We start from the raw sequence: 18,668 nt of genomic DNA, 5'->3' as shown, positions 1-18,668 counted from the left end.
ACAGATCGTTAAGCGCGACCCGAAGGGGCGCGGGGAACTGCGCGAGCGACCCCCACGGCCCGCGGTGTCGAAAAAGTGCTCAGCCCAGGGGATCCGGCGCAGCCGTGATCCCGTGCTCCGCCAGCTTCGCCCTGCCCCCGTCGGGAGACGTCAGCACCAGGGGACCCTCTTCGGTCAGCGCAACGCTGTGCTCCCAGTGCGAGGACCAGGTCCCGTCGGTCGTGATGACCGTCCAGTCGTCCTCCAGCACCTCGGTCCGCGGCGTCCCCAGCGACACCATCGGCTCGATGGCCAGGCAGAACCCAGGGACCAGCTTCGGCCCCTTCCCTCGCCGCCGGTCGACGTAGTTCAGCAGGTGCGGGTCCATGTGCATCTCGGTGCCGATACCGTGGCCGCCGTAGTCCTCGATGATCCCGTACCGTCCGCCGCCGGGCTTCGGCTGCCGGCGGATGTACGTCTCGATCGCCCGGGAGACGTCGACGAGCCGGCTGCCCTGCTTCATCGCCGCGATGCCGGCCCACATCGACTCCTCGGTCACCCGGGAGAGTTCGATCAGCTCCGGAGCGTGACCGGAGCCCACGAAGGCCGTGTAGGCCGCGTCACCGTGCCAGCCGTCGACGATCGCACCGCAGTCGATGGAGATGATGTCGCCGTCCTTGAGGACGACGTCGTCGGCGGGGATGCCGTGGACGACCACGTCGTTGACGGACGTGCAGATGGTGGCCGGGAAGCCGCCGTACCCGAGGAAGTTCGACCTGGCGCCGTGCTCGGCGAGGACCTTGCGGGCCACCTCGTCCAGGTCCTTGGTGCTGGCACCGGGGACCGCCACTTCGCGGGTGGCCGCGTGGATCGCGGCTACGACCAGGCCCGCCGCCCGCATCTTGGCGATCTGCTCGGGGGTCTTGATCTGCACCATGGGGGGCCTGCGCTCTCCGTCACTCGCGTCAACGTCAACCGGATACCTGTACAACAGTACGGCCGCGGCACCCGAGGGGGCGCCGCGGCCGAAACCGCCGCAGAACTACTTCTTCTCGTCCTCGTCCCACCCGAGCGCTTCCAGCGCCCGCCGGGTGACCTCGTCCACCGGGCCCAGCGAGGAGATCGTACGGACCAGGCCCTGCGACTTGTAGTAGTCGATGATGGGCTCGGTCTGCGTGTGGTAGACCTCCAGCCGCGTACGGACGGTGTCCTCGGAGTCGTCGTCGCGCTGGTAGAGCTCGCCGCCGCAGATGTCACAGACACCCTCGACCTTCGGCGGGGTGTACGTGACGTGGAAGACGTGGGCGGAGTCGTTGCGGCAGATGCGGCGGCCCGCGATCCGCTTGACGACCTCGTCCTCGGAGACCTCCAGGTCGAGTACGGCGTCGAGCTTGATGCCCTCGCTCTTCAGCAGCTCGTCGAGAGCCTCGGCCTGCGAGACGTTGCGCGGGAACCCGTCCAGCAGGAAACCGCGGGTCGCGTCCGGCTGCTCCATGCGGTCCTTGGCCATGGCGATGGTGACCTCGTCCGGGACGAGGTTGCCGGCGTCCATGTAGGACTTCGCGAGTTTCCCGAGATCCGTCTGCTGGCTGATGTTGGCCCGGAACAGGTCGCCCGTGGAGATGTGCGGGATCTTCAGCTTCTCGGCGAGGCGAACGGCTTGCGTTCCCTTACCGGCACCAGGCGGCCCGACGAGGACGATTCGCATCAGCGGAGGAACCCTTCGTAATTGCGCTGCTGAAGCTGGCTCTCGATCTGCTTCACCGTCTCCAGTCCCACACCCACGATGATGAGGATGCTGGTACCACCGAACGGGAAGTTGTTGCTTGCCCCAAAGCCCACCAACGCCATCGTCGGCACGAGAGCGATCAGCCCCAGATACAGCGAACCCGGCCAGGTGATCCGGTTGAGCACGTACGAGAGGTACTCAGCGGTCGGTCGGCCAGCCCGGATGCCCGGGATGAAGCCACCATACTTCTTCATGTTGTCGGCTACTTCTTCGGGGTTGAAGGAGATAGCGACGTAGAAGAACGCGAAGAAAACGATGAGCAAGAAGTACGAAACGATGTAAACCGGGTGGTCGCCCTTGGTGAGGTTCGTGCTGATCCACTGCTTCCAGCCCGAGTTGCCGCCGGCGAACTGCGCCACGAGTGCCGGGATGTAGAGCAGCGACGAGGCGAAGATGACCGGGATCACACCGGCCTGGTTCACCTTGAGCGGGATGTACGTCGACGTACCGCCGTAGGACCGGCGGCCGATCATGCGCTTCGCGTACTGGACCGGGATCCGGCGCTGAGCCTGCTCGACGAAGACCACCAGGGCGACCATGACCAGGCCGACCGCGATGACGCTGCCGAACTCGATCCAGCCGCCGGCCAGGGTGCCCTGCTTCTTGATGGCCCACAGCGCGGACGGGAAGGTCGCGGCGATCGAGATGAACATCAGGATCGACATGCCGTTGCCGATGCCACGGTCGGTGATCAGCTCACCGAGCCACATGACGACGGCCGTACCGGCGGTCATGCAGATCACCATCGTGATGGTGGTGAAGATCGCCTGGTCCGGCACGATGCTGGAGGCGACCGTGCAGCCGTTGAAGAGCGCGCCGCTGCGGGCGGTGGCGACCAGGCCGGTGCCCTGCAGGATGGCCAGTGCCACCGTCAGGTAACGGGTGTACTGCGTGATCTTCGTCGTGCCCGCCTGGCCCTCCTTCTTCAGGGCTTCCAGGCGCGGGATGACCACGGTCAGCAGCTGCAGAATGATGCTGGCGGTGATGTACGGCATGATGCCGAGCGCGAAGATCGTGATCTGGAGCAGCGCACCACCGCTGAACATGTTGACGAGACCGAACAGGCCCTGGTTGCCGGAGGCCTCGTTCACACACGTCTGAACGGCTTTGTAGTTGACGCCGGGGATCGGGATATGGGTGCCGACCCGGTAGACCACGATGATGGCCAGCGTGAAGAGCAGTTTCTTGCGCAGGTCGGGCGTCCTGAACGCCCGGGCGAACGCGGTGAGCACGGTGCCTCCTGCGACCCCCGCGTGTGCGCGCGTGAGGTGGATGACTAAGGGTTTGATGGCCTGTGGAACGAGATTACGGCATGCCAAGACGGCGCTGGATACCAGCGGCCCAGCCTACCCATAGAGAGGTCCCTGCGGGACACCGTTCCGCATGGCTCTTCCGGAGCAATGTCTCGAACACGTGCGCCGTCGGGCCGCTTCCGGCCCCCGCAGTCCGAGTTCGGCCGCCGAGTCCGCCGCGGCCGGCCGGCCGACGTCCGCGTCGGTCCGCGACACCTCCTGTCGTGCAGCAGGGGGCCGCACTGCTGGTGAGGCGGGGGGTCACACGGCGTCTATCGCCGTCCCCGACCCGGATCCCGGGCTGGACGACGTCCCGGGCGTCCCACGGCCCAGCCGCCCGTGCGCGGCGTCCCCACCGCGCCTGCGTGCTCTCGGCCACCGCCGCCATTCCGGCACGGATTTCGGCGAACAGGTCGTGACCGTCACCCGTGTGGCGGGAAACAGTGGCGGCGGAAAGCACGGAACGCCCGTAGGGCCGTGAAAAAAAGCCCCTGGCGCCGTGAAGAAATGAGAACGGCCGGGGACGCCCTCTTGCGAGGGCCGTCCCCGGCCGTTTTCGCTGACCTGGGTCAGGTGTCTACCGGGCTCAGACGAGCTCGGTGACGGTGCCGCCGGCGGCGGTGATCTTCTCCTTGGCGGAGCCGGAGACGGCGTCGACCGTCACCTGGAGCGCCACGGAGACCTCACCCTGGCCGAGCACCTTGACGAGGCTGTTCTTGCGAACGGCACCCTTGGCGACGAGCCCCTCGACGGTGACCTCGCCACCCTCCGGGTACAGCGCGGCCAGCTTGTCGAGGTTCACGACCTGGAACTCGGTCTTGAACGGGTTCTTGAAGCCCTTCAGCTTCGGAAGACGCATGTGGAGGGGCATCTGGCCACCCTCGAAGCGCTCCGGAACCTGGTAACGGGCCTTCGTACCCTTGGTACCACGACCAGCCGTCTTACCCTTCGACGCCTCACCACGACCCACACGGGTCTTGGCGGTCTTGGCGCCCGGGGCGGGACGGAGGTTGTGGATCTTGAGCGGGTTGTTCTCCGCCATGATCAGTCGACCTCCTCGACCGTCACGAGGTGGCGGACGGTGTGCACCATGCCGCGGAACTCGGGGCGGTCCTCCTTGACGACCTGCGTGTTGATGCCCTTGAGACCAAGGGAACGCAGGGTGTCACGGTGGTTCTGCTTGCTGCCGATGTAGGACTTGACCTGCGTAATCTTGAGCTGCGCCATGATTACGCACCCGCCCCGGCACGTGCACGGAGAAGAGCCGCGGGGGCGACGTCCTCGAGGGGCAGACCACGGCGGGCCGCGATCTCCTCGGGACGCTGCAGGCCCTTGAGGGCCGCCACGGTCGCGTGCACGATGTTGATCGCGTTGTCGGAGCCCAGGGACTTCGACAGGATGTCGTGAACGCCGGCGCACTCGAGCACGGCACGCACCGGGCCACCGGCGATAACACCGGTACCGGGGGAAGCCGGCTTGAGCAGGACGACGCCCGCGGCCTTCTCACCCTGGATCGGGTGCGGGATGGTGCCCTGGATACGGGGGACCTTGAAGAAGTGCTTCTTGGCCTCCTCAACACCCTTGGCGATGGCGGCCGGCACCTCCTTGGCCTTGCCGTAACCGACACCCACGGTGCCGTCACCGTCGCCCACCACGACCAGCGCGGTGAAGCTGAAGCGACGACCACCCTTCACAACCTTGGCGACGCGGTTGATCGCGACAACGCGCTCAACGTACGCGGTCTTCTCGGCGGCAGCAGCGCCGCCGTCACGGCCCTTCCGGTCCCGCCGCTCGCCGCCACCGGCACCGCCACCGCGGCGCTGGGGTCCAGCCATTGGATTACCTCTCTCTTTCCGCTAGCTACAAGCGGCTCAGAACTTGAGCCCGGCTTCGCGGGCGGCGTCCGCCAGGGCGGCAATGCGCCCGGCGTACTGGTTGCCACCACGGTCGAACACCACGGCCTCGACACCGGCGGCCTTGGCACGCTCGGCGACCAGAGCGCCGACCTGCTTGGCCTGCGCGGACTTGTCACCCTCGCCACCGCGGACCGAGGTGTCCAGCGTGGACGCCGACGCCAGGGTGTGACCCTTGATGTCGTCGATCACCTGGGCCACGATGTGGCGGTTCGAGCGGGTAACTACCAGACGGGGACGCTCCGCCGTACCGGAAATGTTCTTACGGATCCGGATGTGGCGGCGCTTGATCGCGGCGCGCTTGTAGGCGTCGCCCTTGAGGATCTTCTGTCCGTATGCCATGGCTTACTTACCCGCCTTTCCGACCTTGCGGCGGATGACTTCGCCCTCGTACTTGACGCCCTTGGCCTTGTACGGGTCGGGCTTGCGCAGCTTGCGGATGTTGGCCGCAACCTCGCCGACCTTCTGCTTGTCGATGCCCTCGACCTGGAAGCGGGTCGGGTTCTCCACCTTGAAGGAGATGCCCTCGGGGGCCTCGACCAGGATCGGGTGGCTGTAACCGAGCGCGAACTCGAGGTTCGCACCCTTGGCGGTCACGCGGTAACCGACACCACTGATTTCGAGCTTCTTCACGTAACCCTGGGTCACGCCGGTGATCATGTTCGCCACCAGCGTGCGGGACAGGCCGTGCAAGGCCTTGCTCTGACGCTCGTCGTTGGGGCGGGTCACCGCGAGAGTGCCGTCCTCGCCCTTGGCGATGTCGATCGGAGCCACGATGGTGTGGGTCAGCTCGCCCTTGGGGCCCTTGACCTTCACCGTGCGACCGTCGATGGTGACGTCCACGCCGGCGGGAACCGCGATGGGGAGCTTGCCGATACGCGACATAGCTGTTTCCTCCGTTCCCTTCTGCTACCAGACGTAGGCGAGGACTTCCCCGCCTACGCCCTTCTTGCCGGCCTGCTTGTCGGTGAGGAGCCCGTGGGACGTGGAGATGATCGCCACGCCGAGGCCGCCCAGCACCTTGGGCAGGGAGGTGGACTTCGCGTACACCCGGAGACCGGGCTTGGAGATCCGCTTGATGCCCGCGATGGAGCGCTCACGGTTGGGACCGAACTTCAGGTCCAGCACGAGGTTCTTGCCGACCTCGGCGTCCTCGACCTTCCAGCCCGTGATGAAGCCCTCCTGCTGGAGGATCTCCGCGATGTGAGACTTGATCTTGGACGCCGGCATCGTCACGGAGTCGTGGTACGCCGAGTTCGCGTTCCGCAGACGCGTCAGCATGTCTGCGATCGGATCAGTCATGGTCATGAATTGGCCTGTGGCCTCTCTCGCCGGGGTTTCCTGGTGCGCCATCCCTCTCCCCGATCCGAGACGGGGCGGGTGCGGCGCGGTGGACCTACGGCGTAGTAAGTCGTACGGGCGACTGTCAGGCGCCCAACCCTCCAAGCCTAAGCCATGAAGGGGTGGGCGCCTGACACGCCCATTGCTTACCGAGAGCCTCCGGAATCCCTAAAAGGGGGATTACCAGGAGCTCTTGGTCACGCCCGGCAGCTCGCCGCGGTGAGCCATCTCACGAAGGCACACGCGGCACAGGCCGAACTTGCGGTACACGGAGTGCGGGCGGCCACAGCGCTGGCAGCGGGTGTAGCCACGCACACCGAACTTCGGCTTGCGAGCAGCCTTGGCAATCAGAGCCTTCTTCGCCATCTCGCTCACGCCTCCTTGAAGGGGAAGCCGAGGTGACGAAGGAGCGCGCGGCCCTCAGCGTCGTTGGTCGCCGTGGTCACCACGGTGATGTCCATACCCCGGGTGCGGTCGATCTTGTCCTGGTCGATCTCGTGGAACATGACCTGCTCCGTGAGACCGAAGGTGTAGTTGCCACGGCCGTCGAACTGCTTGGGGGACAGACCACGGAAGTCGCGGATGCGCGGCAGCGCGAGCGACAGGGTGCGGTCCAGGAACTCCCACATGCGGTCGCCACGGAGCGTGACGTGGGCACCGATCGGCTGACCCTCACGCAGCTTGAACTGCGCGATGGACTTGCGGGCCTTGGTGACGGCCGGCTTCTGACCGGTGATGGTGGTCAGGTCGCGGATCGCGCCCTCGATCAGCTTCGAGTCACGGGCGGCGTCGCCGACACCCATGTTGACCACGATCTTGACGAGGCCGGGGATCTGCATGACGTTCTCGTACTTGAACTCGTCACGCAGCTTGCCCGCGATCTCCTCGCGGTACTTCAGCTTCAGACGCGGAGCAGTGGTGGTAGCCATCAGATGTCCTCACCCGTCCGCTTGGCAACGCGGATCTTGTTGCCTTCGTCGTCGAAGCGGTAACCGACACGCGTGACAACCTTGTTGCCGTCCTTCTCAACGACCAGCTGGACGTTGGAGACGTGGACGGGCGCCTCGGTCGTGACGATGCCGCCGGCCTGCGAACCGCGAGCGGTCGGACCGGCCTTGGTGTGCTTCTTGACCCGGTTGACACCCTCGACCAGGACGCGGTCCTCGCGGGGGTAGGCCGCGATGACCTTGCCCTGCTTGCCCTTGTCCTTACCGGTGATGACCTGGACCAGGTCGCCCTTCTTGATCTTCATGCTTACAGCACCTCCGGAGCCAGCGAGATGATCTTCATGAACTTCTTCTCGCGCAGCTCACGGCCGACCGGGCCGAAGATACGGGTGCCACGAGGGTCGCCGTCGTTCTTCAGAATGACGGCGGCGTTCTCGTCGAAGCGGATGTACGAGCCGTCCGGACGGCGGCGCTCCTTGACGGTGCGAACGATGACCGCCTTGATGACGTCACCCTTCTTCACGTTGCCGCCGGGGATCGCGTCCTTGACGGTGGCGACGATGACGTCACCGATGCCCGCGTAGCGGCGACCGGAGCCACCGAGCACACGGATGCAAAGGATTTCCTTCGCCCCCGTGTTGTCGGCGACGCGCAGTCGCGACTCCTGCTGGATCACGTCTATCTCCTGTGTGTCTGCCGGTTCCCCGGGGGCCGTTCAGAGGAACGGCCCCCGGAGCCTGGCGGAACTGTCCTGCGAGGGGTGCCCCGCAGGAGACTTACTTGGCCTTCTCGAGGATCTCGACGACGCGCCAGCGCTTCGTCGCGGACAGCGGCCGGGTCTCCATGAGGAGGACACGGTCGCCGACGCCCGCGGCGTTCTGCTCGTCGTGCGCCTTGAGCTTGTTGGTACGGCGGATGACCTTGCCGTACAGCGCGTGCTTGACGCGGTCCTCGACGGCGACGACGACGGTCTTGTCCATCTTGTCGCTGACGACGAGACCCTCACGGGTCTTGCGGAAGCTGCCGCGCGCCTCAGTGTTCTCAGTCACGTTGCTCTCGCTCATCAGGCGCTCTCCACCGTCTCGATGCCCAGCTCGCGCTCACGCATCAGGGTGTAGATCCGCGCGATGTCCTTACGGACGGCCTTGAGCCGACCGTGGTTCTCGAGCTGACCCGTCGCCGCCTGGAAGCGGAGGTTGAACAGCTCTTCCTTGGCCTCGCGGAGCTTGTTCAGCAGCTCCTCGTTGCCCAGCTCGCGCAGCTCGGACGCCTTGGTACCGGCCGACATCACGCTTCACCTGCCTCGCGCTTGACGATCCGGCACTTCATCGGCAGCTTGTGGGCTGCGCGAGTCAGGGCCTCACGGGCGATCTTCTCGTTGGGGTAGGACAGCTCGAACATGACCCGGCCCGGGTGCACGTTCGCGATCCACCACTCCGGAGAACCCTTACCGGAACCCATGCGGGTCTCGGCAGGCTTCTTCGTCAGCGGGCGGTCCGGGTAGATGTTGATCCAGACCTTGCCGCCACGCTTGATGTGGCGGGTCATCGCGATACGAGCGGCCTCGATCTGGCGGTTGGTCACGTACGCCGGCGTGAGGGCCTGGATGCCGTACTCGCCGAACGCGACCGTGGTACCGCCCTTGGCCTCACCACGACGCTTCGGGTGGTGCTGCTTGCGGTGCTTGACCCTACGGGGGATCAGCATGTCGGTCAGGCCTCCGTTCCGGTGCTCTCAGCAGCCGGAGCGGCAGCGGCCTCGGCCTGGGGGGCCTCGGCAGCGGGAGCCTGCTGCGGCTTGCGACCGCGCCGCTCGCCACCACGGCCACCACGGGCCGGGCGGTCACCAGCGCCACCGCCACGGGCCGGGCGGTTGCCGGCGCGGGCTGCGGCGTTCTCGGCGCGGACCTCGGCGATGTTCTTGACATCGCCCTTGTAGATCCAGACCTTCACACCGATGCGGCCGAAGGTCGTCTTGGCCTCGAAGAAGCCGTAGTCCACGTTCGCGCGGAGCGTGTGCAGGGGCACACGGCCCTCGCGGTAGAACTCCGAGCGGGACATCTCGGCGCCGCCGAGGCGGCCACCGCACTGGATCTTGATGCCCTTGGCGCCGGCCTTCATGGCGGACTGCATGCTCTTGCGCATGGCCCGACGGAAGGAGACGCGGGAGGAGAGCTGCTCGGCGACGGCCTGGGCCACCAGCTGAGCGTCCGTCTCCGGGTTCTTGACCTCGAGGATGTTCAGCTGGACCTGCTTGCCGGTCAGCTTCTCCAGGTCACCGCGGATGCGGTCGGCCTCGGCGCCGCGGCGGCCGATGACGATGCCCGGACGCGCGGTGTGGATGTCCACGCGGACACGGTCACGGGTGCGCTCGATCTCAACCTTCGAGATACCGGCGCGCTCCATGCCGGACGTCATCATCCGACGGATGGCGACGTCTTCCTTGACGTAGTCCTTGTACAGCTTGTCGGCGTACCACCGGGACTTGAAGTCCGTGGTGACACCGAGCCGGAACCCATGCGGGTTAACCTTCTGGCCCATTACCGGGTTCCTTCCTTGCTGCTGACGACCACGGTGATGTGGCTGGTCCGCTTGCGGATCCGGTAGGCACGGCCCTGAGCACGCGGACGGAACCGCTTCAGGGTCGGACCCTCGTCGACGTACGCCTCGGAGATGAAGAGGCTGTCGGCGTCGGTGTGGTCGTAGTTGTGCGCGGCGTTGGCGATGGCGCTGTCGAGCACCTTGCCGACCGGCACGGAGGCTGCCTGCGGAGCGAATCGCAGAACAGCCTGAGCCTCCGTGGCATCCATGCCACGGATAAGGTCCACCACGCGGCGGGCCTTCATGGGCGTAACGCGGATGTACCGCGCCTGGGCCCTGGCTTCCATGGTTGTCCCTCTCAGTTACTTACGTGTCTGAATGCGATCCGCTACTAGCGGCGCTTCGACTTCCGGTCGTCCTTGACGTGGCCCCGGAAGGTGCGGGTCGGCGAGAACTCGCCGAGCTTGTGGCCGACCATCGACTCGGTGACGAACACCGGGATGTGGGTCTTGCCGTTGTGCACCGCGAGGGTGTGACCCAGCATGGCCGGGACGATCATCGAGCGGCGGGACCAGGTCTTGATGACGTTCTTGGTGCCGGCTTCGTTCTGGGCGTCCACCTTCTTGATCAGGTGGTCGTCGACGAAGGGCCCCTTCTTCAAGCTACGAGGCATCTCAACCAGTCCTTAACGCTTCTTGTTCGTCTTGCGGCGGCGGACGATGTACTTGTTCGACGCCTTCTTGGGCGAACGAGTACGACCTTCCTTCTTGCCCCACGGGGAGACGGGGTGACGACCACCGGACGTCCGGCCCTCACCACCACCGTGCGGGTGGTCGACCGGGTTCATGACGACACCACGGACGGTCGGGCGAACGCCCAGCCACCGCTTGCGGCCGGCCTTGCCCCAGTTGATGTTCGACTGCTCGGCGTTGCCGACCTCACCGACGGTGGCGCGGCAGCGCGCGTCCACCATGCGGATCTCGCCGGACGGCATACGGAGGGTCGCCATGGCGCCCTCACGGGCGAGCAGCTGCACCGAGGCACCCGCGGAACGGGCGAACTTGGCGCCACCACCGGGACGGAGCTCGATCGCGTGGATCGTGGTACCGACCGGGATGTTGCGGAGGGCCAGGTTGTTGCCCGGCTTGATGTCGGCCCCGGGACCGTTCTCCACGGTGTCGCCCTGCTGCAGGTTGCGCGGGGCGAGGATGTAGCGCTTCTCGCCGTCCGCGTAGTGCAGCAGCGCGATGCGCGCGGTGCGGTTGGGGTCGTACTCGATGTGCGCGACCTTCGCCGGCACGCCGTCCTTGTCGTGACGACGGAAGTCGATCACTCGGAAGGCGCGCTTGTGTCCGCCACCCTGGTGGCGAACGGTCACACGACCGGCGTTGTTACGGCCGCCCTTGCTGTGCAGCGGGCGGACCAGCGACTTCTCCGGCGTGGACCGCGTGACCTCGACGAAGTCGGCGACGCTGGCGCCACGACGGCCCGGCGTAGTCGGCTTGTACTTGCGGATTCCCATTTCTCAGTCCTCGTCCGATATCGGACGATCCGACCCGCTTACGCGGTCGGACCGCCGAAGATGTCGATACGGTCGCCCTCGGCGAGGGTCACGATCGCGCGCTTGGAGCCCGCGCGCTGACCGAAACCGGTCTTGGTGCGCTTGCGCTTGCCCTGGCGGTTGAGGGTGTTGACCCCGGTGACCTTGACGTCGAAGACCGCCTGGACGGCCTGCTTGATCTGGGTCTTGTTGGCGCCCGGGGCGACGATGAACGTGTACTTGCCCTCGTCCAGAAGCGCGTAGCTCTTCTCCGAGACGACCGGCTTGAGCAGCACGTCACGGTGGTCCGTGAAGGACTTGCTCAGCGGGGTCTCGACGGTGTTCTTGCCCTCGGCGGCGTGACGGCGCGCCTTGGCGACGCGCGCGGCCTTGGCGGCCTTGGCAGCCTTCGAGGCGATGCTCGGGTGACGGGTAGCCATCAGACCTCGGTCCCTTCGGTGTCGTTGGCCTTCGGGCCGGCGACGAAGGACTCGAGAGCGGCCTGGGTGAAGACCACGTCGTCCGAGACGATCACGTCGTACGTGTTCAGCTGGCCCGGCTCCAGGATGTGGACCTGGGGCAGGTTGCGGGCGGACAGCCACGCGGCCTCGTCGGCGCGGTCGACGACCAGGAGCAGGTTCTTGCGCTCCGAGATCTTGCCGAACAGCGTGCGAGCGGCCTTGGTGCTGGGGTTCTCGCCCTCGACCACGCCGGAGACGACGTGGATGCGGTTGTGGCGCGCCCGGTCGGTGAGGGCGTGACGCAGAGCGGCAGCCTTCATCTTCTTCGGGGTGCGCTGCGAGTAGTCACGCGGCTGCGGGCCGTGGACGACGCCACCGCCGGCGAACTGCGGGGCGCGGGTCGAGCCCTGACGGGCGCGGCCGGTGCCCTTCTGGCGGTACGGCTTCTTGCCGCCACCACGGACCTCGCCACGGGTCTTCGTCTTGTGCGTGCCCTGGCGGGCGGCCGCGTTCTGCGCGACGACGACCTGGTGGATCAGCGGGATGCTGACCTTCTCCACGCCGAAGATCTCCGCGGGGAGCTCGACGCTTCCGGTCTTCTCGCCGGCAGGCGAAAGGATGTCAACAGTGCTCATCGGTTACCTCAGGCCCCCTTGGCCGCGGTGCGGACCAGGACGAGGCCGCCGTTCGGACCGGGAACCGCGCCCTTGATGAGCAGCAGACCCTTCTCCGCGTCAACGGCGTGGACGGTCAGGTTCTGGGTGGTGACACGCTCGTTGCCCATGCGACCCGCCATGCGGAGGCCCTTGAACACGCGGCCCGGGGTGGCGCAGCCACCGATGGAACCGGGAGAGCGGTGCTTGCGCTGGGTGCCGTGACCGGCGCCGAGGCCCTTGAAGTTGTGACGCTTCATGACACCGGCGAAGCCCTTGCCCTTGCTCTTGCCGGTGACGTCGACCTTCACGCCGGCCTCGAAGACCTCGGCGGTGACTTCCTGACCGAGGGTGTACTCGGTGGCGTCGGCCGTCCGGATCTCGACGAGGTGACGACGGGGGGTGACGTCGGCCTTCGCGAAGTGACCCTTGAGGGGCTTGTTCACCTTGCGCGGGTCGATCTCGCCGAAGGCGAGCTGGACGGACTCGTAGCCGTCGACGTCGTTGGTGCGGACCTGGGTGACGATGTTGGGGCCGGCCTTGACGACGGTGACCGGGACGACACGGTTGTTCTCGTCCCACACCTGCGTCATGCCGAGCTTCTCGCCCAGGATGCCCTTGATCTGCTTAGCCATTCTCAGATCACCGGCCCTCAGAGCTTGATCTCGATGTCGACACCGGCCGGGAGGTCGAGTCGCATCAGAGAGTCAACGGTCTTGGGGGTCGGGTCGAGGATGTCGATCAGGCGCTTGTGCGTGCGCATCTCGAAGTGCTCGCGCGAGTCCTTGTACTTGTGCGGCGACTTGATGACGCAGTACACGTTCTTCTCAGTGGGCAGCGGCACCGGGCCCGCGACCGACGCACCAGTGCGGGTCACCGTCTCGACGATCTTCTTCGCCGAGGAGTCGATGACCTCGTGGTCGTAGGCCTTGAGCCGGATGCGGATCTTCTGTCCCGCCATGGCTACTCAGTAGTCCTGTCTCTTCTTACGCTCCGGAACCCGGCGGATTCCCTCTGCTGCCTTCGTTCTCTCCGACCCACGCGGTCGGGCGTGTCGCGCTCCCGCTGACACAGATGCCCCTTGTTCGAACATCCCTGCGGGGAATGCACACGGCCCTTCCGGAACCGCAAGCCGGGGGCGGAAGGCCCACCGGGCGCCTGGTCGGTGCCGCACTCCACTTCCCGAAAGATTCCCGTACGTCCGCCCCAGTGCTGCCGTGGTGGCAGTTAGGACGACGAGTACTGTGGGACTCGCTTCCGGTCCTCCCGGCGGGAGGCGCGCAGCATCAACACTCGACCGAGCAACTCCGACAGTCTGCCATACGGGACAGGGGGCTGGCCAATCGAGCCGGAGACAATACCCCCAGGGTGACGTAGGTCAAACACCTGCCCAGACCATCGCCGTCCCGCTGCCGGTCCCGCGAGGGTGACTCCCTTGTGATTCCGTACCTGCCTCGTCGCAGGACAGGCTGGTTTTCGTCTTGATCAGGGCACGCACGCCGGGAGGTCCGTCGTCGTTGCCGAGGCCCGCTGTCGGTCAGAATCCCCACGGGTCGGGATGGGGCTTGGCCGCGGGCTCCTCCGACCAGGTCAGGCGGGCCTCGATCTGGTCCCCGGTGAGCCCGAGGAGCCGATCGGCGGCCCAGCCGTTCCACTGAACGGCGCGGGGGAACTGCGGCAGCCGGAAGGCGGGCAGCCGGGTCGGCAGTGCCTCGGGACGGTACACGGGCTTCTTGATCTCGCCGTTCCGCTTCGGCTTGGACGACCTGCGGAGATCGAGGCAGTCGACCACCTGGTCGACGAGGTACAGGACGTAGTCGTCGCCCTTGCCGTTGCGGATCTCGACGGGTACCAGGCTCCCGGCCGACAGCAGCTCGTCCCCGAACCCCTCGGCCAGACGGCGGCTGAGCACGGGCGCTCCGGGACTGCCACTGGGGAACTCGCTCCTGGGCGCGGAGTCGTCCATCCATTCGGCACGCAGCCCGGTGGGCCGGTCCGCTTCGTCCCCGCTCCGCTGCCACCGCATCAGCCTGCTCTGGTCGGCACCATCCAGACGCAGCGTCTCGTAGTCGCTCAGGCTCGGCAGGAGCCGGTAGACCGCCAGACTCCGCTGTGGCACGTCAGACATCGCGTCACCATCCGTGTTCGTCGTCGCGTCGGCAGACCTCATCATGGCCCCGTCCAGACCGCACCCGGTCCCGGCTGCCCGCCCGCCAGTTCCTTCTCGACCTGCTGACCGATGGACCGCAGTTCCCGGCGCAGCGCACCGCGGATGGCTCGCGCGCCGTATCCGTCGTCCTTCATCGTCCGCTCCACGGTCTCCAGCCGGGTGTTCAGACGCTGCAGGAACGCCTTGCGGTGGGTGAAGTTGTGCGGTCGCGGATGCCCCAGCGGTATGCCGTTCGCCGCGTCGTTGATGTCGACGCCGTACTTCTCCAGGAGCGCCCGGCTCGCCGCCGCCCCGTTGCGCTTCATGCCGGACGGCACGATGTGCGCTGCGGCCTCGCCCGCGCTTTTCGCACGGCCTTCCCGCGCCAGGTTCTTGGCGAGCAGGTCCGCGTTCTCGGCACAGGTGAGAAGGCCCAGGTAGTCGAGCCAGCACAGCGGGTTGGGCACATAGGCACGAGGGTTCGGGCCGGCGTCGAGGCCCAGCGGGTCGGCGGTGACGTAGGCAGCGGTGACCGGGTCGTAGTAGCGGAAGAAGTTGTGGTGGAGCTGCGATTCGGGGTCGAAGTACTGGCCCGGGAAGCGCAGCGGGGTGGACGCGGCGTGAGTGCCCTCCCGCCCGGTGAGGCCCCACAGGGTGGTGTCCGCGCGCCAGGCGACGGCACCGTCCTCGGTGAGGAGTTCGGTGGGGGTGCCGACGACGTCGGTGACGATGGCGTAGAAGTGCTCGTCGATCACTTCCTGTGGGGCGTCGGCCGGGCTGGTGCGGTGCGTCTGGCTCAGCGGCCGGACGCCGTCGCGCTCCCAGGTGAGCGTGGTGGACCCGCCGGAGTCGGCCTGGACCGTGGTCTGCTCGACGAGGTGTGCCCCGTCCCAGGTGAAGCGGGTCTCTTCGGCGACCCGCTGCCCGTCGGCCGTCAGCCGCTGCTTGGCGATACGGCGGCCCAGCGGGTCGTGGAGATAGCGCCACACCGTGCCGTCGGGGGTGACGACCGAGGTGAGCCGGTCGTCCGCGTCCCAGCTGTAGTGCCAGATGTCGGGTTTTCTGGACAGCCGCGTCCTGCGGCGCATGACGACACGTCCGGCCGCGTCGTACTCGTAGTGGATCCCGCCCGCGCGCAGCACACGGTCGCCCTGGTGGGCTCGTGCGCCACGAGCCTCCGCGGCCGGGTAGCGGTCGGGCCAGGTGGCGCTGGTCTGGTTGCCCTGCTCGTCGTAGGCGTAGGACTCCGTCCACTCCGCCGCGCGCACCTTGAGGACACGCCCGGCCGGATCGAGGTCGAAGGTACGGCGTCCGGTCGCGCGGTCGTCGAGCGCGGTCACGTGGCCGTCGGGACGGTAGGTGTAGGTCCGGTGAGTCAGCGGCTGCGGGCTGCCCTCGGATGTGGTCCGCTGTTCGGTGAGCCGGTCGCCGCTGTCCCAGGCGTGGGTGAGGGTCAGTGCCGGACCCATCGTCCTGGTGGTCTCACGTCCCAGGCCGTCATGGGCGAAGGCCAGGACATGGCCGTCTGCGGTCAGTTCCGTGCGTTGCCCGGCCGCGTCGTAGGTGTACATCGTGACGGTGCCGCTCGGGGTTGTCCGGCGGACCGGGTGGCCCAGTACGTCATACGCCGTGGCCAGGGTCCGCCCGTCGACGGTCTCGGCCGTGATGCGACCCGCGCGGTCGTAACTGCAGGAGAGGGTGGCCTCCGGAGCCACCGCGTGCAGCAGTCGGCCGGCGCGGTCGTGCCGGTAGGTGGTGGTACTGCCGTCCAGCGTGGCGCTGATCTGGTTGCCGGCGTCGTCGTACGCGAACTCCGCACGCTGGCCGACGGCGTTTGTCCGGCTGAGCAGCTGACCTGCGGGGTCGTACGCGTAGGCGAGCGTACGACCGTCGAAGTCGGACTCCGCGACCAGGTTGCCGACGGCGTCGTAGCGGTAGTCCCAGCTCCGTCCGTGGGGCCCGGTCACTTGGAGGAGCCGCAGTTCCGTGTCGTGGAGGAAGGTGTGGCGGACCCCCTCGGGTGTGGTGCGGGCGGTGATCAGGTCGAAAGGCCCGTAGCTGAAGCGGGTGGTGCGGCCCAGCGGGTCGGTGTGCGTGAGCTGGTTGCCCTCCCCGTCGTAGGACCAGCGCCACGTGCTGCCGTCCGGATCGGTGCGCGAGGTGAGGTGGCCCTCCGTGGAGTAGGACCGCAGGGTGGTCCCGCCCATCGGGTCGGCTACGGATGTGCACCGGCCGAAGGCGTCGTACCCGTACGTGAAGCGGGCGCCGAGCGGGTCGGTGGCGGAGGTCCGCTGTCCTGCCGCGTTGCTGGTGAAGGTGTGGACCGCGCCGGCGGCGTCGGTCAGCGAGGCGAGGGCACCCGTCCGCTCACGGGTGAAGACGGTGACCGCTCCGTCGGCCGTCGTCAGCGAGGTGCAGTTGCCGTGGTCGTCCCAGTCCTGCCGCAGCACCGCTCCGTCGTACTCGGTGATCTCCACCGGGAGCCCGAGGTCGTTGTAGCGGGTTGTCGATACCGATCCGTCGGGGAGCCGCACGGCGGTCAACAGGCCCGCGCCGTCCCAGTCCATGCGCAGCGTCCGGCCGAGCTGGTCCGTGCGGCTCAGCAGCCGGTCCCGGTGGTCCCATTCCTGGGTCACGGTGTGGCCGAGGGCGTCGGTCTCGGCGATCAGCTGATAGGCGTCGTTGAACCGGTAGTACGTGGCATGGCCCAGCGAGTCGACGGCGACCGTGCGGTGGGCCTCGTCGTCGTAGGCGAAGGTGTAGGAGAGACACCCGTCCATGCCGTGTCCGGCCACGCACCGGCCCGTGTCGTCGTACTCGAACCGGTACCAGACGCCGTTGCGGTCCTCCCAGCGTGTGATGCGCCGGGCGTCGTCGTACGCGAAACGCAGAGGCCGGTCGAAGGAGTTGTGGACGGCCGACAGGTTGCCCCGGTCGTCGTAGCCGTAACGGACCAGGGCCGGCCGCTCGGGATGGCTGACCAGCGCGAGTTCGATGATCCGGCCGCTCTCGCAGGTGACCCCGATGCGGTAGCCGCCGTGGTGGAGGATCTCCCTCGGTGTGCCGTCCTCGCGGTAGGCGACGCGGATCGTGTTGCCGTTGCGGTCGGCGACCTCCGCCAGAGGAAGCTCGCCGACGGGCTGCTCGGGCAGCGGCCGGAAGCGCAGGGTCTGCCCGGTCTCGGGCCGGTAGACGGCGTATCCGCTCGGATCGCCACGGTCCAGGCTGAGCGGCCAGGCGGGGCCTTCCACCGGCAGCACGGGCACGTCGGCTTCCGGCACCGGATAGTGCAACACCATGCCGTCGTCGACGGCGAGCCGTACCCCGGTCTCGTCGAGCATCACGCGCTGGTCGAGCGTGCACGTCCAACTCGGTCCGAGGAGACGGCCGTTGCGAACACTGGTGCGGTAGTGGCGCTCCAGGAGGAGCGGGAGTACGCCGTCCAAGGCGATGTCCGCCGCGGACATGACCATCTCCCCGGTGGCCAGGTCGATCGGATCCCCGCGGGTGATGAGTTTCTGCATCTGCCGGCCAAGCGCCCGCGTGCTCTTGCCCAGCCCCTTCACCCCGAGCGCCATGCCCTTGAGACCGGTCTTGCCCAGCCCCCGCAACCCCTTCAGTCCCTTGGCGAGCTTGCCGAGGCTGGTGATGCCCTTGCCGCCGGGTATGCAGTCCAGGGCGGCGAACGCCACGTCCCATAGAGACGCTTGGCCCTTGGAGTACTTGTAGAGCGTGTCCGCGAGGACGACGAGCGCGGCGACGAGGACGATCGCGCCGAGGATCGGCCCGCCGATGATCATCGCGATGATGCCGACGACCGCGACGACGACCTTGCAGACCGTGACGATGGTGTCCCAGTTGTCCTCGAACCAGTGGCCGACGTCCTGCCACCAGTGCCGGTTGGGGATCCCCGCGTCGGAGGCCTCGTCGATCTTCCGCTTCGCCTCGCCCGCCGCGTCGTCGCGCATAGTGCGGGCGTCCTCGGCCATCTTCTTCGCGGCGTCGAGGGCGTTCTGCGCGGTGGTGACGTCCGACTGGGCCTTGGTGTGCGCGGACTTGGCGCT

26 protein-coding genes are annotated in these 18,668 nt (G+C 67.4%); all 26 read right to left on the bottom strand.

All coding sequences use genetic code 11. From position 1 onward, the window contains the following. Nucleotides 1-79: 79 nt before the first annotated feature. Nucleotides 80-916 carry a type I methionyl aminopeptidase gene (gene map, locus ACZ4N4_RS20540; protein WP_453574728.1) on the bottom strand — a complete coding sequence of 279 codons (837 nt, stop codon included), beginning with the start codon at nucleotides 914-916 and terminating at the stop codon, nucleotides 80-82. Between the two features lie 105 nt (nucleotides 917-1,021). Beyond that, nucleotides 1,022-1,687 (bottom strand): adenylate kinase, encoded by a 666-nt coding sequence (locus ACZ4N4_RS20535; RefSeq protein WP_453574726.1) that lies wholly within the window; start codon nucleotides 1,685-1,687, stop codon nucleotides 1,022-1,024. Next, the gene (gene secY, locus ACZ4N4_RS20530; RefSeq protein WP_450754184.1) at nucleotides 1,687-3,000 is read right to left on the bottom strand and encodes a preprotein translocase subunit SecY; all 1,314 of its coding nucleotides are present in this window, start codon (nucleotides 2,998-3,000) and stop codon (nucleotides 1,687-1,689) included. The genes ACZ4N4_RS20535 and secY overlap by 1 nt, the downstream gene beginning before the upstream one ends. 646 nt (nucleotides 3,001-3,646) lie before the next feature. Then, complete coding sequence (rplO, locus tag ACZ4N4_RS20525) at nucleotides 3,647-4,102, bottom strand: 50S ribosomal protein L15 (protein ID WP_007443991.1); 456 nt, start codon at nucleotides 4,100-4,102, stop codon at nucleotides 3,647-3,649. A gap of 2 nt (nucleotides 4,103-4,104) precedes the next feature. Beyond that, entirely contained in the window at nucleotides 4,105-4,287 is a 183-nt protein-coding gene (rpmD, locus tag ACZ4N4_RS20520) for a 50S ribosomal protein L30 (protein WP_003974250.1), read from the bottom strand. A gap of 2 nt (nucleotides 4,288-4,289) precedes the next feature. After that, the gene (gene rpsE, locus ACZ4N4_RS20515; protein ID WP_016645168.1) at nucleotides 4,290-4,895 is read right to left on the bottom strand and encodes a 30S ribosomal protein S5; all 606 of its coding nucleotides are present in this window, start codon (nucleotides 4,893-4,895) and stop codon (nucleotides 4,290-4,292) included. Nucleotides 4,896-4,931: 36 nt separating this feature from the next. Beyond that, nucleotides 4,932-5,315 carry a 50S ribosomal protein L18 gene (gene rplR / locus ACZ4N4_RS20510; protein WP_089099426.1) on the bottom strand — a complete coding sequence of 128 codons (384 nt, stop codon included), beginning with the start codon at nucleotides 5,313-5,315 and terminating at the stop codon, nucleotides 4,932-4,934. A 3-nt stretch (nucleotides 5,316-5,318) separates the two neighbouring features. Next, on the bottom strand, nucleotides 5,319-5,858 hold the full coding sequence (gene rplF / locus ACZ4N4_RS20505; protein WP_360487416.1) for a 50S ribosomal protein L6: 540 nt from the start codon (nucleotides 5,856-5,858) through the stop codon (nucleotides 5,319-5,321). Nucleotides 5,859-5,882: 24 nt separating this feature from the next. Continuing rightward, nucleotides 5,883-6,281, bottom strand: a complete 399-nt coding sequence (gene rpsH / locus ACZ4N4_RS20500) for a 30S ribosomal protein S8 (RefSeq protein ID WP_089099428.1) — start codon at nucleotides 6,279-6,281, stop codon at nucleotides 5,883-5,885. Nucleotides 6,282-6,494: 213 nt separating this feature from the next. Then, nucleotides 6,495-6,680: a type Z 30S ribosomal protein S14 gene (locus ACZ4N4_RS20495; protein WP_003948630.1), complete on the bottom strand. Its 186-nt coding sequence runs from the start codon at nucleotides 6,678-6,680 to the stop codon at nucleotides 6,495-6,497. Nucleotides 6,681-6,685: 5 nt separating this feature from the next. After that, entirely contained in the window at nucleotides 6,686-7,243 is a 558-nt protein-coding gene (gene rplE, locus ACZ4N4_RS20490) for a 50S ribosomal protein L5 (RefSeq protein ID WP_093499638.1), read from the bottom strand. Then, the gene (rplX, locus tag ACZ4N4_RS20485; RefSeq protein ID WP_030967306.1) at nucleotides 7,243-7,566 is read right to left on the bottom strand and encodes a 50S ribosomal protein L24; all 324 of its coding nucleotides are present in this window, start codon (nucleotides 7,564-7,566) and stop codon (nucleotides 7,243-7,245) included. The genes rplE and rplX overlap by 1 nt, the downstream gene beginning before the upstream one ends. Nucleotides 7,567-7,568: 2 nt before the next feature. After that, nucleotides 7,569-7,937 (bottom strand): 50S ribosomal protein L14, encoded by a 369-nt coding sequence (rplN, locus tag ACZ4N4_RS20480; protein ID WP_003992364.1) that lies wholly within the window; start codon nucleotides 7,935-7,937, stop codon nucleotides 7,569-7,571. A gap of 100 nt (nucleotides 7,938-8,037) precedes the next feature. Then, nucleotides 8,038-8,325 (bottom strand): 30S ribosomal protein S17, encoded by a 288-nt coding sequence (rpsQ, locus tag ACZ4N4_RS20475; RefSeq protein WP_189268843.1) that lies wholly within the window; start codon nucleotides 8,323-8,325, stop codon nucleotides 8,038-8,040. Beyond that, the gene (gene rpmC, locus ACZ4N4_RS20470) at nucleotides 8,325-8,549 is read right to left on the bottom strand and encodes a 50S ribosomal protein L29 (RefSeq protein WP_010036720.1); all 225 of its coding nucleotides are present in this window, start codon (nucleotides 8,547-8,549) and stop codon (nucleotides 8,325-8,327) included. The genes rpsQ and rpmC overlap by 1 nt, the downstream gene beginning before the upstream one ends. Beyond that, on the bottom strand, nucleotides 8,549-8,968 hold the full coding sequence (rplP, locus tag ACZ4N4_RS20465; protein WP_030788270.1) for a 50S ribosomal protein L16: 420 nt from the start codon (nucleotides 8,966-8,968) through the stop codon (nucleotides 8,549-8,551). The genes rpmC and rplP overlap by 1 nt, the downstream gene beginning before the upstream one ends. A gap of 5 nt (nucleotides 8,969-8,973) precedes the next feature. Further along, a complete protein-coding gene (rpsC, locus tag ACZ4N4_RS20460) occupies nucleotides 8,974-9,801 on the bottom strand; it encodes a 30S ribosomal protein S3 (protein WP_093499641.1) in 828 nt (275 codons plus the stop codon). Next, a complete protein-coding gene (rplV, locus tag ACZ4N4_RS20455; RefSeq protein WP_003974262.1) occupies nucleotides 9,801-10,148 on the bottom strand; it encodes a 50S ribosomal protein L22 in 348 nt (115 codons plus the stop codon). Before rplV ends, rpsC begins: the two co-directional genes overlap by 1 nt. A 44-nt stretch (nucleotides 10,149-10,192) precedes the next feature. Next, on the bottom strand, nucleotides 10,193-10,474 hold the full coding sequence (gene rpsS / locus ACZ4N4_RS20450; protein WP_003992359.1) for a 30S ribosomal protein S19: 282 nt from the start codon (nucleotides 10,472-10,474) through the stop codon (nucleotides 10,193-10,195). A 12-nt stretch (nucleotides 10,475-10,486) separates the two neighbouring features. Continuing rightward, nucleotides 10,487-11,323 (bottom strand): 50S ribosomal protein L2, encoded by an 837-nt coding sequence (gene rplB / locus ACZ4N4_RS20445; RefSeq protein ID WP_189268841.1) that lies wholly within the window; start codon nucleotides 11,321-11,323, stop codon nucleotides 10,487-10,489. A 38-nt stretch (nucleotides 11,324-11,361) separates the two neighbouring features. Beyond that, a complete protein-coding gene (gene rplW, locus ACZ4N4_RS20440) occupies nucleotides 11,362-11,781 on the bottom strand; it encodes a 50S ribosomal protein L23 (protein WP_351318163.1) in 420 nt (139 codons plus the stop codon). Further along, nucleotides 11,781-12,437: a 50S ribosomal protein L4 gene (gene rplD, locus ACZ4N4_RS20435; RefSeq protein ID WP_351693717.1), complete on the bottom strand. Its 657-nt coding sequence runs from the start codon at nucleotides 12,435-12,437 to the stop codon at nucleotides 11,781-11,783. The genes rplW and rplD overlap by 1 nt, the downstream gene beginning before the upstream one ends. Nucleotides 12,438-12,445: 8 nt before the next feature. Beyond that, nucleotides 12,446-13,090: a 50S ribosomal protein L3 gene (rplC, locus tag ACZ4N4_RS20430; RefSeq protein ID WP_351318159.1), complete on the bottom strand. Its 645-nt coding sequence runs from the start codon at nucleotides 13,088-13,090 to the stop codon at nucleotides 12,446-12,448. A gap of 17 nt (nucleotides 13,091-13,107) precedes the next feature. Further along, nucleotides 13,108-13,416, bottom strand: coding sequence for a 30S ribosomal protein S10 (gene rpsJ / locus ACZ4N4_RS20425; protein WP_003948644.1), 309 nt, complete (start codon nucleotides 13,414-13,416; stop codon nucleotides 13,108-13,110). Nucleotides 13,417-13,992: 576 nt separating this feature from the next. Further along, nucleotides 13,993-14,583: a hypothetical protein gene (locus ACZ4N4_RS20420; protein ID WP_453574720.1), complete on the bottom strand. Its 591-nt coding sequence runs from the start codon at nucleotides 14,581-14,583 to the stop codon at nucleotides 13,993-13,995. 41 nt (nucleotides 14,584-14,624) lie between these two features. Continuing rightward, nucleotides 14,625-18,668: DUF6531 domain-containing protein (locus ACZ4N4_RS20415; protein ID WP_467590674.1), on the bottom strand; the 4,044-nt coding region annotated here is incomplete at its 5' end.

It is taken from the genome of Streptomyces sp. NPDC026538 (assembly GCF_055567535.1).
The sequence above is the reverse complement of the archived record's forward strand: the minus strand, read 5'-3'. Positions and strand labels throughout refer to the sequence as shown.